Annotated in this window: 13 protein-coding genes; 12 read left to right on the plus strand and 1 reads right to left on the minus strand. The window is 64.3% G+C overall.

Features of this window, described 5'->3' with window-relative positions:
* Nucleotides 1-2: 2 nt before the first annotated feature.
* The 11 genes from SO180_RS08560 to SO180_RS08610 all read left to right on the plus strand — a co-directional run bounded on the left by SO180_RS08560 (nucleotide 3) and on the right by SO180_RS08610 (nucleotide 12,396).
* Entirely contained in the window at nucleotides 3-833 is an 831-nt protein-coding gene (locus SO180_RS08560) for a carbohydrate ABC transporter permease (protein WP_027521139.1), read from the plus strand.
* 18 nt (nucleotides 834-851) lie between these two features.
* Nucleotides 852-1,859 carry an ABC transporter ATP-binding protein gene (locus SO180_RS08565; RefSeq protein ID WP_449378372.1) on the plus strand — a complete coding sequence of 336 codons (1,008 nt, stop codon included), beginning with the start codon at nucleotides 852-854 and terminating at the stop codon, nucleotides 1,857-1,859.
* A gap of 34 nt (nucleotides 1,860-1,893) precedes the next feature.
* On the plus strand, nucleotides 1,894-2,667 hold the full coding sequence (locus tag SO180_RS08570; protein WP_449378373.1) for an SDR family NAD(P)-dependent oxidoreductase: 774 nt from the start codon (nucleotides 1,894-1,896) through the stop codon (nucleotides 2,665-2,667).
* Nucleotides 2,668-2,696: 29 nt separating this feature from the next.
* The gene (locus SO180_RS08575) at nucleotides 2,697-4,352 is read left to right on the plus strand and encodes an FGGY-family carbohydrate kinase (protein ID WP_449378374.1); all 1,656 of its coding nucleotides are present in this window, start codon (nucleotides 2,697-2,699) and stop codon (nucleotides 4,350-4,352) included.
* 22 nt (nucleotides 4,353-4,374) lie between these two features.
* Nucleotides 4,375-5,310: a carbohydrate kinase family protein gene (locus tag SO180_RS08580; protein WP_449378375.1), complete on the plus strand. Its 936-nt coding sequence runs from the start codon at nucleotides 4,375-4,377 to the stop codon at nucleotides 5,308-5,310.
* A gap of 120 nt (nucleotides 5,311-5,430) precedes the next feature.
* A complete protein-coding gene (locus tag SO180_RS08585; RefSeq protein ID WP_449378376.1) occupies nucleotides 5,431-6,852 on the plus strand; it encodes an amidase in 1,422 nt (473 codons plus the stop codon).
* 125 nt (nucleotides 6,853-6,977) lie between these two features.
* On the plus strand, nucleotides 6,978-7,928 hold the full coding sequence (locus SO180_RS08590; RefSeq protein WP_449378377.1) for an ABC transporter permease: 951 nt from the start codon (nucleotides 6,978-6,980) through the stop codon (nucleotides 7,926-7,928).
* The gene (locus SO180_RS08595; RefSeq protein ID WP_449378378.1) at nucleotides 7,925-8,821 is read left to right on the plus strand and encodes an ABC transporter permease; all 897 of its coding nucleotides are present in this window, start codon (nucleotides 7,925-7,927) and stop codon (nucleotides 8,819-8,821) included. Before SO180_RS08590 ends, SO180_RS08595 begins: the two co-directional genes overlap by 4 nt.
* A 2-nt stretch (nucleotides 8,822-8,823) precedes the next feature.
* Nucleotides 8,824-9,837 carry an ABC transporter ATP-binding protein gene (locus SO180_RS08600; RefSeq protein ID WP_449378379.1) on the plus strand — a complete coding sequence of 338 codons (1,014 nt, stop codon included), beginning with the start codon at nucleotides 8,824-8,826 and terminating at the stop codon, nucleotides 9,835-9,837.
* Nucleotides 9,834-10,847: an ABC transporter ATP-binding protein gene (locus SO180_RS08605; RefSeq protein WP_449378380.1), complete on the plus strand. Its 1,014-nt coding sequence runs from the start codon at nucleotides 9,834-9,836 to the stop codon at nucleotides 10,845-10,847. The genes SO180_RS08600 and SO180_RS08605 overlap by 4 nt, the downstream gene beginning before the upstream one ends.
* A gap of 55 nt (nucleotides 10,848-10,902) precedes the next feature.
* Nucleotides 10,903-12,396 carry an ABC transporter substrate-binding protein gene (locus SO180_RS08610; RefSeq protein ID WP_449378381.1) on the plus strand — a complete coding sequence of 498 codons (1,494 nt, stop codon included), beginning with the start codon at nucleotides 10,903-10,905 and terminating at the stop codon, nucleotides 12,394-12,396.
* 69 nt (nucleotides 12,397-12,465) lie between these two features.
* On the opposite strand, the gene SO180_RS08615 is transcribed toward SO180_RS08610, so the two are convergent.
* On the minus strand, nucleotides 12,466-13,071 hold the full coding sequence (locus SO180_RS08615) for a pyridoxamine 5'-phosphate oxidase family protein (protein WP_449378382.1): 606 nt from the start codon (nucleotides 13,069-13,071) through the stop codon (nucleotides 12,466-12,468).
* A 127-nt stretch (nucleotides 13,072-13,198) separates the two neighbouring features.
* On the opposite strand from SO180_RS08615, the gene SO180_RS08620 reads away from it, so the two are divergent.
* Nucleotides 13,199-13,813, plus strand: coding sequence for a glutathione S-transferase family protein (locus SO180_RS08620; RefSeq protein ID WP_449378383.1), 615 nt, complete (start codon nucleotides 13,199-13,201; stop codon nucleotides 13,811-13,813).
* Nucleotides 13,814-13,983: the final 170 nt, after the last annotated feature.

Genomic DNA, 13,983 nt, shown 5'->3' on the forward strand with positions numbered 1-13,983 from the left:
TCATGGCACGGATCGCAACGACGCAGCGGGTCGCGGTCTCGACGGCAGCCGCCTGGCTTTGCGGTTTCCTGATCTTCTTTCCAATCCTCTGGATGGTGCTGGCAAGCTTCAAGACCGAGTTGGAGGCCTTCGCCATTCCGCCTTCATTCCTGTTCTTCCACTGGACTCTTGAAAACTACGCGACGGTGCAGGAGCGCAGCGACTACCTCCACCACGCACTGAACTCGATCATCATCGCCGGCGGCTCGACGCTGATCGCGCTGTTGATCGCCATTCCGGCCGCGTGGTCGATGGCGTTCTCGCCCACAAAGCGCACCAAGGACATCCTGCTCTGGATGCTGTCGACCAAGATGATGCCGCCGGTTGGCGTGCTCGTGCCGATTTACCTGATCTACAAGAACGTCGGCCTGCTCGATTCACGCATCGGCCTCATCTTCATCCTGTGCCTCGGCAATTTGCCAATCGTGATCTGGATGCTCTTCACCTATTTCAAGGAGATTCCGCGCGACATCCTGGAAGCGGCGCGCATGGACGGCGCCACCGTCGGCCGCGAGCTCGTCTATGTGTTGACGCCAATGGCCATCCCCGGCCTGGCGTCGACCTTGCTGCTCAACCTCATCCTCGCCTGGAACGAGGCGTTCTGGACGCTCAACCTGTCGACATCGGAGGCGGCGCCGCTGACGGTGTTCATCGCGTCCTATTCGAGTCCCGAAGGATTGTTTTGGGCAAAATTGTCGGCGGCCTCCACGCTGGCAATCGCGCCTATTCTTGTCCTCGGTTGGTTCAGCCAGAAGCAGCTCGTGCGCGGGCTCACCTTTGGCGCGGTCAAGTAGCGAAAGGGCTGTCGCAACATGGGTCAAATCACACTTCAAGGCGTGCAGAAAGCCTTCGGGCCCGTGCACATTATCAAGGGCGCCGACCTCGACATCGCGGACGGCTCCTTCGTGGTGTTCGTCGGTCCCTCCGGCTGCGGCAAGACCACGCTCTTGCGGTTGATCGCCGGGCTCGAAGACGTGACGGATGGACGGATCCTCATCGACGGCAAGAACGTCGTCGCCGTTCCGCCCGCCAAGCGCGGCCTGTCGATGGTGTTTCAGTCCTACGCCCTCTATCCGCATATGAGTGTGCGTGGCAACATCGGCTTTGGGCTCAAGATGGCAGGACTCGCAAAGGACGAGATCGACCGCAAGGTCGAAGCTGCAGCCGCGACCCTCAACCTCACGCCCTATCTCGAGCGCAAGCCGCGCGAGCTGTCTGGCGGCCAGCGCCAGCGCGTCGCGATCGGGCGCGCGATCGTGCGCGAACCCAAGGCGTTCCTGTTCGACGAGCCGCTGTCGAACCTCGACGCCGCGCTGCGCGTGCAGATGCGGATCGAGGTGACGCGGCTCCAGAAGCAGCTCGGCACCACCGCGATCTACGTCACCCATGACCAGGTCGAGGCCATGACGATGGCCGACAAGATCGTCGTGCTCAATGCCGGTAAGATCGAGCAATATGGCTCACCGCTCGAGCTCTATGAGAAGCCGGCCAACCTGTTCGTCGCGGGCTTCATCGGCTCGCCCAAGATGAATTTCGTCACCGGCGAGCCCGCCCTTCAGCACGGCGCGATCACGATCGGCGTGCGGCCTGAGCATTTGAAGATCGAGCGCGATGGTGGAGGCGGCTGGCCGGGTACGATTGCGGTCGCCGAGCATCTCGGCAGCGATACTTTTCTTTATGTCGACGCCGGCCAGCTCGGCATGCTCACCGCACGCTATATCGGCGAGTTGAGCCTGCATGCCGGCGACCGTGTGTCGCTGGTGCCCGAACCTGCGCGCATTCACCGCTTCAACGAGGGCGGCAACGCGATCCGGGGCTGACAAGCTGGGCGAACAAGAAACGGGAAAAAGCAACATGTACCTGGAAAAGTTCAAGCTGAACGGCAGGACTGCGATCATCACCGGGGGCGGGCAGGGCATCGGGCTCGCCTGTGCCGAGGCGCTGGCGGAGGCCGGCGCCAGGGTGATCATCGCCGACCGCGACGGCAAGGTTGCCCAGGCCGCCCAGGCAGGCCTGAAGACCAAGGGCTACGATACCGAGACCGTCGTCATGGACGTGACCGACACCAGGCGCGTCGCCGACGTCGCGAACGAACTCGTCGCCCGTCACGGCAAGGTCGATATTCTCGTCAACAATGCCGGCATTGCCCGCAGCGAGACCCCGGCGGAGACCGTGACCGACGAGCACTGGCTCAACGTCATCGATGTCAATCTCAACGGGACCTTCTGGTGCTGCCGCGAATTCGGCAAGCACATGCTGAAGGCGAAGGCGGGAACCATCGTCAACGTCGGCTCGATGTCGGGCTTTATCGTCAACAAGCCGCAGGAGCAGTCCTTTTACAACGCCTCCAAGGCCGCGGTGCATCATCTGACCAAGTCGCTTGCCGCCGAATGGGGTGCGCGAGGCATCCGCGTCAACGCGGTCGCGCCGACCTATATCGAGACGCCGCTGAACGCCTTCGTGAAGAGCAATCCCAAAATGTATGACGCCTGGATTGGTGGAACTCCGATGGCACGGATGGGGCAGGTGGAGGAGATCGCCTCGGTTGTGCTGTTCCTGAGCTCCGAGGCCGCGAGCCTGATGACGGGCAGCATCGTGCTAGTGGATGGCGGTTACACTTGCTGGTAGGCTCCTCGTCGAAATTGACGGGAGCGACAATGCCGCAAGCGTATATCGGTGTCGATGTCGGGACGACCAGCACGCGGGCAGGGGTTTTCGACGAGGCTGGCAACCTTCTGGCGACGGCGCGGCATCCGATCCGGATCTGGCACGAGGCCGGCGATATCGTCGAGCAGTCGTCGTCGGACATCTGGGATGCTTGCGCGAGATCCGTCCGCGCAGCCATGGCTGAGGCGGGGATTGCGCCTGATACCGTGCGAGGCATCGGCTTCGATGCCACCTGCTCGCTGGTCGTGCTCGGCAAGGATGGCGAACCGGTCACAGTCAGCACCTCCGGCGACCGGGAGCGCAACGTCATCGTCTGGATGGATCACCGCGCCACGACCGAAGCGCGTCTGATCAATGAGACGCAGGACGATGTGCTGCGCTATGTCGGCGGATCGATCTCTCCCGAGATGGAAATGCCGAAGCTGCTGTGGCTGAAGCGCCATCTGCGCCAGAGTTTTGATATCGCCGGCCATTTCTTCGATCTCGCGGACTATCTGACCTGGCGCGCGACCGGCTCGCTCCAGCGCTCGACCTGCACGGTGACCTGCAAATGGAACTATCTGGCGCATGATGGTGGCGGCTGGAGTGCGCCGTTCTTCCAGCGTATCGGGCTGTCGGACTTCGTATCAGAAAAATATGCCCGGATCGGCACCGAGATCGTCGCGCCGGGCACGCGGCTCGGCGCCGGCCTGGCGCGGGCGGCGGCGGCCGACCTGGGGTTGAGTGCGGGTACGCCGGTCGGCGCATCGCTGATTGATGCCCATGCCGGCGGCATCGGCGCAATCGGCGGACGTGACGGCTCGGGCGGCACCGCAGATGTCTGCGACCGCCTCGCCTACATCATGGGGACATCCGCCTGCATCATGGCGACGACCACCGAGCCGTGCTTCGTTCCCGGCGTGTGGGGGCCCTATTACTCCGGCATGGTGCCGAATTTCTGGTTGAACGAGGGTGGACAGTCGGCAGCGGGAGCCGCGATCGACCATCTTTTGAAGTCGCACGCTGGATATACCGAGGCGAGCGCGGCTGCGCGCAAGGACGGGGTTGATATCATCGACTTCCTGGAGAAGCGCGTTATTGCGCGCGCGGGTGATGTGAGCCGTGCCGCGTTGCTGGCGCGCGACATTCACGTTCTCCCGGAGTTCATCGGTAACCGCTCGCCATACGCCGATCCAGATACGCGCGCGGTGATCGCGGGCCTCGATCTCGATACCGACATCGGCGCGATGGAGCGCTTGTTCGTCGCGGGGCTCTGCGGCCTTGCCTACGGCCTTGCCGAGGTGATCGAGGCCTTTGCCGCGCACGGCGTTCACTCCAGCATCATGATCATGGGAGGCGGGGCGAGCCGCAGCCCGCTGGTGCGGCAGATCATGGCGGACACCACGGGACTGACCGTCGCGCTGCCGCAGACCAGGGAGCCGGTGCTGCTCGGTGCCGCGATGCTCGGCGCGGTCGCCGGCGGCGCCTTCGCTTCGATCGGCGAGACCATGGCCAAAATGTCGGCGCTTGGCCGCCTCAGCGAGCCGACGGCTCCCGGCATGGCCGAATTTCACAGCCGCAAGCGGAAGGCCTATAAGATGTTGCGCGAGGTCGACCGTGGCAGCCGCGAAGCGATGGCCGGCTTCGGGCTGACGCTGCCGGGATAAGGGCAAGATAAGGTTAGGGGTGATGCTGCTCAGTTGTGGCGATGCGCTGATCGATTTCGTGCCGACGCGCGCAGCCGACGGCCGCGAGGCCGTGATGCCCGCGGTCGGTGGCTCCTGTCTCAACGTCGCCATCGGCATGGCGCGGCTGGGCGCGCCGACCGGATTCGTCGGAGGCCTCTCGAACGACATGTTCGGGCAGATGATCGCGGCCCATGCCGAAGCCTCCGACGTCGAGCTTCGCTGCGCCACGCGCAGCGATCATCAGACCACGCTCGCTTTCGTGCGCATCATTGCCGGCGAGTCGCATTACGCCTTTTACGACGCCGAGACCGCGACACGGAACTGGACCTATCGGCGCGGTTCCATTCCATTGGAGACCATCGAAGCGGTGCATGTCGGCTCCACCACGCTGGTCAACGACACCGGCGCGGCCGAGACGGAGGCGCTGATCGCGGACGCCAGGGCATCCTCGACCATCTCGTTCGATCCGAACTGCCGGCCCAACCTCGTCAAGGACAAGCCGTCCTATGTTGCGCGCATGGGTGAGTTCGCGGCGAACGCCGATATCGTCCGCATGTCCGACGTCGATTTCACATATCTCTATGGTGACGAGCCATACCAGCGGAAGGCCGAAGCGTTGCTTGGGCAAGGCGCCAAACTCGTCGTCATCACCCGCGGCATCGACGGCGCCGTCGCCTGGCACAAGGCGGCGGGGAAGATCGAGGTCGCCGCGCCCAAGGTGACGGTTGCCGACACGATCGGCGCCGGCGACAGCTTTCAGGCGGCGCTGCTGTTCGCCCTGCACAAGCAGGGACGTCTTCGACGTCAACCCCTGGAAGACATCGGCGCCGATGAGCTGCGCCGCGCGCTGTCCTTCGCGGCCAATTGTGCCGGCTTCACCTGCACCCGGCCCGGCGCCGATCCGCCGCGCCTCAGCGAGATCGACTGGCGCTGGTAGCGCATCCGGGCGCTCGCCTCCAAGAATGTCCCCCGGGACTGCGGCCATGCGCCGTCGGAAATGGACAGGCCCGCTTGAGGCTGCCAAGTTCGCGACAACGTCACGCGAGCCTGTCCCGACATGAGCGAAGATCTCTGTTTTCTATCGGCCGTTGAACTGCGCAGACGCGTCAGCCGCAAGGAGATATCTCCTCTCGAGGTCACACGTGCGGTGCTCGCCCGCGCCGAAGCGTTGCAGCCGAGGCTGAACTGTTTCATCACGCTGTGTGGCGACGAAGCGATGGAAGAGGCGCGCGAGGCGGAACGCAAGGTGATGGCGGGCGAGCCGCTCGGCCTTCTTCACGGCATTCCCACTACCATCAAGGACATCGTCAACACCAAGGGCGTGAAAACCACTTTCGGCGCCGTTCCCTACAAGGACAATGTGCCGGAGGAGGACGCCGTGGCGGTGGAACGGCTGCGCGCCCATGGTGCGATCCTGGTTGGCAAGACCACGACGCCGGAATTCGGCTCGAAATGCCTGACCGACTCGCCGCTGTTCGGCTGCACCCGTAACGCGTGGGACGTGCATCGCTCCTCCGGCGGTTCCAGCGGCGGTGCCGCAGTGGCAGTTGCGAGCGGCATCGCGCCGCTGGCGGTCGCAACCGATGGCGGCGGCTCGACCCGCATTCCCGCAGCTTGCAACGGCGTCGTCGGCCTTAAGCAGAGCAACGGCGTGATCCCGCACAGCCAGGTGCAGGACGTCTTCGGCAACCAGACCTATGTCACGCCGACCACGCGGACCGTCGCGGACACCGCGCTGATGATGCAGGCCATGGCCGGGGAGGATGCCTGCGATCCCTGGTCGATCGGTCTTCCCGCGCCTGATTTCGTCGGCGCGGCCGTGCCGCGCGGCGATCTGCGCGGACAGAAGATCATGTACTGCCTGTCGCCGCCCGGACGACCCGTCTCGGCCGATGTCGCCAGTGCTTTCAAGGCAAGCCTCGACCGGCTGGCGGGTCTCGGCGCGGAGCTCGAAGAATTCTCTGGCGAGGGGTTTGACATCGAGCCGATCTGGCGCGCGATCAACCACACCGTCTGGCGGACGCGTTTTTCCAAGCTCGCGGCCGACCACAAGGATGAGTTGAGCGAAACGTTCCTCAAGCAGCTCGCGCTCGCCACGAAGGTAAGCGGCGTCGACTACCAGGAGGCGATGTTCGCGCGCACGGCGTTATTCCGCCGCGTGCAATCGCTGCTCGCGCGCGGCCATTTGCTGGCGATGCCGACCCTGACCCGGACGGCGCTGCCGATCGACCAGGACCTGTTCGGCACCATCGAGATCGACGGCAAGAGCTTTGACAGCGTCCGGCCGCACTGGTTCCCCTGGACCATGCTGTTCAACATGACCGGTCATCCCGCGATCAGCCTGCCTTGCGGGTTCGGCCGCGATGGGTTGCCGATCGGCCTTCAACTCGCCGGCCGCTTCCGCGACGATGCCGAGCTGTTGCGTGTCAGCGCGCTGTTCGAGGCCTCGCACGATCTCTTGTCCCGCCGGCCCGGCTGAAAGTGGGACACAGGCACCGAGGTACTTGCACCAAGGTACTTGCACCAAGGCACTTGCGTCCGGCGCCCGGACATGTTGATCGTGCCAGGGAAGCCCTGAATTCCAGAGCCTGAACCCGAGAGCGCATGAGCGTATTTGTCCTAAGGCGGCTTGTGACCTTGCTGGCGACGCTGATCGGCGCGTCCTTGATCATTTTCCTGGTGCTGGATGCGCTTCCGGGCAACGCCGCGCAGATGCTGATGGGCGCCGATGCTTCGCCGGATGCAGTGCGGGCCCTGACCATCAAGCTCGGCCTCGATCAGCCGCTCATGGTGCGCTACCTGCAATGGATCAAGGGCATGGCGGTGGGTGACCTCGGCAACAGCTACGTCTACGGCACGCCGGTCGCCGGCCTGATCGCCGAGCGCCTGGTGCTGACCATTCCGCTGGCGATCATGTCCATGCTGATCACGGTGACACTCGCGCTCGCCGCCGGCATCTACACTGCCGCCAATCACAACAGGCTCGGCGATGTCGGTGTGATGTCGCTGACCCAGGTCGGCATCGCGCTGCCGAACTTCTGGTTCGCCATTCTGCTGATCTTGCTGTTCTCGGTGAAGCTGCAGTGGCTCTCGGCCGGCGGCTTTGCCGGTTGGGACGACGGCATCTGGCCCGGCGTCAAATCGCTGCTGCTACCGGCGATCTCGCTCGCCGTAGTGCAGGCAGCGATCCTTGCCCGCGTCACGCGCTCGGCTGTGCTGGAAGTCTTGCGCGAGGATTTCGTCCGCACCGCCCGCGCCAAGGGGCTCGGCAAGCGCGAAGTACTGTGGGGCCACGTGCTGCGCAACGCGATGATCCCCGTGATGACCGTGATGGGTCTGCAGTTCGCCAATCTGCTCGCCGGAACCATCGTCATCGAGAACGTCTTTTATCTGCCCGGCTTAGGCCGACTGATCTTCCAGTCGATCGCCAATCGCGACCTGATCGTGGTGCGCAACTGCGTGATGCTGCTTGCGGCCATGGTCGTCATCGTCAATTTCGTGGTCGATGTGCTCTATGCCTTCATCGATCCCCGCATCAAGGTCCACGACCTGTGAGTGATCCGCTGACCGCCGCCGTCGGCTTGCCGACGACTTCAGCACCGTCGCAGCCTGCGACCGGCTTCTGGCGCCGCGCGTTCCGCCATCGCAGTTTCGTCCTGGGCGGCGCGTTGGTTCTCTTGGTGATCGGCTCGGCGCTGCTCTCGCTGGTGTGGACACCCTGGTCGGCCTACGAGATCGACATCGCCTCGAAACTCAAGCCGCCGTCGTTGTCGCACTGGCTCGGCACCGACTCCTTCGGCCGCGACATCGTTTCGCTGCTATTGGTCGGTGCGCGCTCGACCATCCTGGTTGGCATCATCGCGGTCGGCATCGGGCTGAGCTTCGGTGTCTGCCTCGGCCTGATCGCCGCCGCGCGCAAGGGCTGGACGGAAGAGCTCATCATGCGCATGAGCGATTTCACCTTCGCCTTTCCGGCCGTGCTGTCGGCGATCATGCTCGCGGCGGTGGTCGGTCCGGGCATGCTGACCTCGATCACCGCGATCGGCATCTTCCAGATCCCGATCTTCGTTCGCGTCACCCGCGGTTCGGCCAACGCGATCTGGGCGCGCGAGTTCGTACTGGCGGCGCGCGCGGCGGGGAAGGGGGCTTTCCGCATCACGATCGAGCACGTGCTGCCGAACATCCTGTCGATCCTGATCGTGCAGGCGACGATCCAGTTCGCGCTCGCGATTCTCGCCGAAGCCGCGCTGTCCTATCTCGGGCTCGGCACCCAGCCGCCGCAGCCTTCCTGGGGACGAATGCTGAACGACGCGCAGACGCTGCTGTTCCAGTCGCCGATGCTTGCGGTCTATCCGGGCGCGGCGATCGCGGTCGCCGTCCTTGGCCTCAATCTTCTCGGCGATGGATTGCGCGATCTGCTCGATCCTCGTCTGGCGCGGGAGCGGTGACGATGGGCAACCCCGCAAACGCGCCGCTGATCGACGTCGACAATCTCGGCGTCCGTCTCAACACCAGCCGAGGCCCGGCCCAGGCCGTTCGCGGCGTGAGTTTTTCGCTGAAGCGCGGCGAGACGCTCGGTCTGGTCGGCGAATCCGGCTGCGGCAAGTCGGTCACCGCGCTCGCACTGATGGGCCTGTTGCCTGAGAGCGCTGTCCTTGGCGGCAGCGTCCGCCTCGACGGTCGCGAGCTCGTAAGACTTTCCGATGCGGATTACTGCAAGCTGCGGGGCAACCGCATCAGCATGATTTTCCAGGAGCCGATGACTGCGCTCAACCCGATGCATACGGTCGGGCATCAGGTCGCCGAGCCGCTGCGGCGGCACAAGAATTATTCGGCGGCGCAGGCGCGCGCCGAGGCGATCGCCTTGCTCGACCGGGTCGGGCTCCCGGACGCGGCAAAGCGCGTCGATGCCTATCCGCACCAGTTTTCCGGCGGCCAACGTCAGCGCGTCACCATCGCGATGGCGCTCGCCTGCGAGCCCGACCTGCTGATCGCGGACGAGCCGACCACCGCACTCGATGTCACCATCCAGGGCCAGATCCTCGACCTCATTGCCGATCTCGTCGAGGAGCGGGGCATGTCGATGATCTTGATCTCGCACGATCTCGGTGTCATCGCCGAGAACGTCGAGCGCATGATGGTGATGTATGGCGGCACGGTGGTCGAGAGCGGGCCGACCGACGACGTATTCAGGCGCATGGGCCATCCCTATACGCAAGGCCTGTTCCGGGCCCGGCCGCGGCTCGGCGCGCGGAAGGGGACGCGGCTCAAGACCATCACCGGCACCGTGCCCGAACTTGCCGATCTGCCGTCCGGCTGTACGTTTGCCGATCGTTGTCCGCTGGTGATCGATGGTTGTCGTGCCGCGCTCCCGCCGATGGTGGAGGTCGGACATGACCATGGTGTCCGCTGCATCAGGACTGACGTGTCAATGGCTGATCGCGTCGGAGCGGTGCCGGCATGACCGCCACCTCGCAACCGCTTCTCCGCGTGAACGACCTCGTGCAACGCTACACGCTGCCACGCGAAAGCCTGTTCCGGCCGCCGGGCGAGGTGCTGGCGCTCAACGGCGTGAGTGTACGGATCGAGGCGGGGAAGAGTCTCGGCGTGGTCGGCGAATCCGGCTCGGGCAAGTCGACCTTTGCCCGCGTGGTGATGGCGCTGGAGCGGCCGACGTCGGGGCGGGTCGAGCTGCTCGGCCGCGACCTCAATCAATTGCCCGCGGATGAGCTCCGTCGCGCGCGTCGCGATTTTCAGATGGTGTTTCAGGATCCGTACGGATCGCTCGATCCGCGCCAGACCATCGCGCGGATCGTCGCCGAGCCGCTCACCGCACTCGAGCGCACCGATCGTACGACACTGCGCGTGCGGGTCTCTGCGGTGCTGCGACAGGTTGGCCTGCGCGATGCGGACATGGACAAATATCCGCACGAATTCTCCGGTGGCCAGCGCCAGCGAATCGCGATTGCGCGCGCGCTGATCACCCAGCCAAAACTGATCGTCGCCGACGAGCCGGTCTCCGCGCTCGACGTCTCAGTGCAGGCGCAGGTTCTGAACTTGATGCAGGACCTCCAGGAGCAGTTCGGCCTGAGCTACATCCTGATCAGCCATGACCTTGCGGTCGTCGACTATCTTTGCGACGAGGTCGCGGTGATGTATCTCGGCCGGATCGTCGAGCAGGGCCGGCCGGAGGACCTGTTCGAACATTGTGCCCATCCGTATACGCGCGCGCTGCTGGAGGCGGTGCCGCGCGCGCGCGCCGGGCGTGTGCGTAGCCGCCGCGGCGCGCAGGCGATTGCCTCACAATCGTCAGCTGCGACCGGATGCCCCTATGTTTCCCGCTGCCCGCTCGCCGACCAGCATTGCCGCGAGGCCGCCCCTGCGCTACGCAAGGTCGGCGAATCGCACCTTGCCGCCTGCCACAAGGCCGAACAGGTGATGGCGTTGCCAGCCGCGACCAGCGAGGCGGGTTAGCGCCAAGCTGCGGATTGGCATAGATTGATCGGGTCAATGGCCGGGGAGAAAAGAAATGTTCAAGAAACTCATCATCGTCGCGGTAGCGGCCGCGTTTGCCGCGGCACCGCTGCCAGCTCTGGCGCAGAGCAAGAAGGACGGTGTCATCATGGGCATGACGCTGGAGCCGCCGGGGCTCGATCCGACCAATGCGGCCGCCGCGGCGATTGCCGAAGTCACGCTCTACAACGTCTATGAGACGCTGACCAAGATCAACGAGGACGGCTCGGTGTCGCCGCTGCTCGCCGAGAGCTGGGCGGCGTCGCCCGACCTGAAGACCTATACCTTCAGGCTGCGCAAGGGCGTCAAATTCCACAATGGCGAGCCGTTCGAATCCGCTGCGGTGAAGTTCTCGTTCGAGCGCAACGCAGCCGCGAACAGCACCAACAAGGACAAGAGTCTATTCCAGAGCTTCGAGAAGATCGACGCGCCGGACGCCGACACGGTCGTGGTTGCGCTGAAATATTCCGAACCGAACCTGCCGTTCCTGCTCGGGCAGGCGAGTGCCTCGATCGTCGAGCCGAAGAGCGCGCCGACCAACGTGACCCAGCCGGTCGGCACCGGGCCGTACCAGCTCGGCGCCTGGGTCAAGGGCTCCTCGATCACGCTCAACAAATGGGCTGACTATCGCAATGCCTCCGCGATCAAGCTCGCCAAGGTGACGATCCGCTTCATCGGCGATCCCGCAGCGCAGATTGCTGCCCTGCTGTCCGGTGACGTCGACGCGTTTCCGCGTGTCACGACTCGCGGCGTCGCTCAGTTCAAGGGCGATCCGCGGTTTACCGTGCTGGTCGGCGGCTCCAAGGCCAAGACCATCGTCGCCATCAACGAGAAGAAGAAGCCGCTCGACGACGTGCGGGTGCGCCGCGCCATCCTCGCCGCAATCGATCGCAAGGCGCTGATTGAGGGCGCCGTGGAAGGTTTTGGCACGCCGATCGGCAGCTTCTATACGCCAGGCTCGCTCGGCTATGTCGACACCACCGGTGTTAATCCCTACGATCCCGAGAAGGCGAAGAAGCTGCTGGCGGAAGCCGGCGTCGCCACGCCGCTAGAAATCAGCCTGAAGCTGCCGCCGCCGCCCTATGCACGGCAGGGCGGCGAGATCCTGGCGGCCCAGCTCGCCAAGGTCGGCATCACCGCGAAGATCGAGAACGTCGAATGGGCGCAGTGGCTGTCGCAGGTCTTCGCGCCGAACGGGCCACACAACTATGACCTCACGATCGTCTCCCATGTCGAGCCGTTCGATCTCGTCAAGCTGACTGAACCCGACTACTATCTCGGCTATAACAACGAGGCGTTCAACGCCCTCTACAAGCAGATCGTGACGACGCCGGACGAAGCCGGCCGCGCAAAACTGCTTGGCGACGCCCAGCGCATGCTGGCAACTGATGCGGTTGCCGGCTTCCTGTTCCAGCCGCAATGGGTCACCGTTACCAACAAGAAGCTGAAGGGTGTCTGGAAGGAAGTCCCGCAGTTCGAGAACGATTTCTCGGCCTGGTCGTGGGAGTAGGGGCGCGCTTCGCGCATCGCCTTCCTGAGTTATGACGGCCGGGCTCGACCCGGCCGTCGTCGCCCGTCATCAGCCCTTGAACGTCGGCTGTCGCGGGTGGACGACATCGCTGAAGTCCGCAAATCCCTTCCACTTCGGTTCCGGCGCGGCGCACCCGGCCTGCGGCGTGTAGATCGAGGGCTCGGCGAGCTGCATTGTCGGAATGTAGCGCGGACAGTTCGGGAATATCGCGCGCGCGGTGACACGCACGATGAGCTGCGCGCCGACGGTCTCGGCCAGAAGCGGATCGGCGTCGCTCACCTTCGCCGTGCCGTTGACGCGCAGGCGCCGCGGCTTGCCGTGCATGGCGATGAAGAGGAGGCCGACATCGGCGTTGACGACGATGTTGCCGAGACTCTTGAACATGCCGTTGCCGTCGTAGTCCGGAAAGGCGATCTCCGATGGCCCGATCACGCGCACGAAGCCGGGCGGCCCGCCCTTGAACGAGCAGTCCGGCTGTCCCTTCGCATCGGCCGTTGCCAGGAAAAAATAGGGCAGGCTCCCGATGAACAGCCTGTCGTCGTCGGAAAATTCTGTCCGCGTCAGCTTCTCCTCCAGCCGGTCGGAAATCCGCCGGCTGTCGAACTGGTCCTGCAACTGCCGATTTCCATCGTGAAAAATCACGCTCGCGGACATTGAGGTCCTCCCGCTGAAATACTGGTCCGGCCGGACAGGCGCAGGAGGAGCATACGCCTTTCGCGTGAATTCGGATATGGTCGATCTCGTCCCTTGAGACCCGTTCCGTCTGCCAGTGGAGGCCAGGATGCTTCAGCTCTACGGAAATCTGCGATCGCGCGCGACTCGCTGCCTTTGGATGCTCGAGGAGATCGGACAGCCCTACAAGCTGATCGAAAGGAGCACCAGCCCCGCTGATCTGCAAACGTCGGACTATCTCCGTCTCAATCCGAACGCGTTGATACCGACGCTCGTCGACGGCGATCTCGTGCCGTGGGAATCCATGGCGATCAATCTCTATCTCGCACAGAAGTATGGTGGGCCGATGCATTGCGGGCCGGAGGTCACCGGCCTTGCCTCGCAGTGGAGCATCTGGGCGATGCTGGAGCTGGATGGCCTGCTGCTCGATCTGTTGATGCATCGCGCATTGCTGCCGGACTTCTGCCGCGACCCCTCGCATGCCGCGCGCTCCGAACTTCTACTGAAAAAGCCGCTCGGCATCCTCGACCAGGCGCTCGCCGCACGCGGTCATCTCGCTGGCGACGGCTTCACGGTTGCCGACCTCAACGTCGCCTCCATCCTTGCCTGGGGCAGGATTTCCCGGCTCGATCTCTCGGTCTGTCCGCATCTGGCGCGGTGGCTCGACGGCTGCCTCGCACGTCCGGCCTACGCGCGCGTGCGCGCGCTGTCGGGGCGCAACTGAGCTGCGCATTGGTGTGCCTTCTCCGTATATTTGCGGGGGACTTGCGTGGCTCTGGTTGCTACCTGTTTTTCCCGCACTCTATGCTTGCGGAATTGCCGAAAGCCGATAGCGCCATGGCATGATCATGGAAATCTTATTTAACGATTTGACTCTAATTGTCACGATGTCGT

This window comes from Bradyrhizobium sp. UFLA05-112 (assembly GCF_053572325.1).

Excerpts from the sequence above, each read along its gene's own strand:
- SO180_RS08560 (WP_027521139.1), top strand. The coding sequence starts at position 3 with ATGGCACGGATCGCAACGACGCAGCGGGTCGCGGTCTCGACGGCAGCC.
- SO180_RS08565 (WP_449378372.1), top strand. The coding sequence starts at position 852 with ATGGGTCAAATCACACTTCAAGGCGTGCAGAAAGCCTTCGGGCCCGTG.
- SO180_RS08570 (WP_449378373.1), top strand. The coding sequence starts at position 1,894 with ATGTACCTGGAAAAGTTCAAGCTGAACGGCAGGACTGCGATCATCACC.
- SO180_RS08575 (WP_449378374.1), top strand. The coding sequence starts at position 2,697 with ATGCCGCAAGCGTATATCGGTGTCGATGTCGGGACGACCAGCACGCGG.
- SO180_RS08580 (WP_449378375.1), top strand. The coding sequence starts at position 4,375 with ATGCTGCTCAGTTGTGGCGATGCGCTGATCGATTTCGTGCCGACGCGC.
- SO180_RS08585 (WP_449378376.1), top strand. The coding sequence starts at position 5,431 with ATGAGCGAAGATCTCTGTTTTCTATCGGCCGTTGAACTGCGCAGACGC.
- SO180_RS08590 (WP_449378377.1), top strand. The coding sequence starts at position 6,978 with ATGAGCGTATTTGTCCTAAGGCGGCTTGTGACCTTGCTGGCGACGCTG.
- SO180_RS08600 (WP_449378379.1), top strand. The coding sequence starts at position 8,824 with ATGGGCAACCCCGCAAACGCGCCGCTGATCGACGTCGACAATCTCGGC.
- SO180_RS08605 (WP_449378380.1), top strand. The coding sequence starts at position 9,834 with ATGACCGCCACCTCGCAACCGCTTCTCCGCGTGAACGACCTCGTGCAA.
- SO180_RS08610 (WP_449378381.1), top strand. The coding sequence starts at position 10,903 with ATGTTCAAGAAACTCATCATCGTCGCGGTAGCGGCCGCGTTTGCCGCG.
- SO180_RS08615 (WP_449378382.1), bottom strand. The coding sequence starts at position 13,071 with ATGTCCGCGAGCGTGATTTTTCACGATGGAAATCGGCAGTTGCAGGAC.
- SO180_RS08620 (WP_449378383.1), top strand. The coding sequence starts at position 13,199 with ATGCTTCAGCTCTACGGAAATCTGCGATCGCGCGCGACTCGCTGCCTT.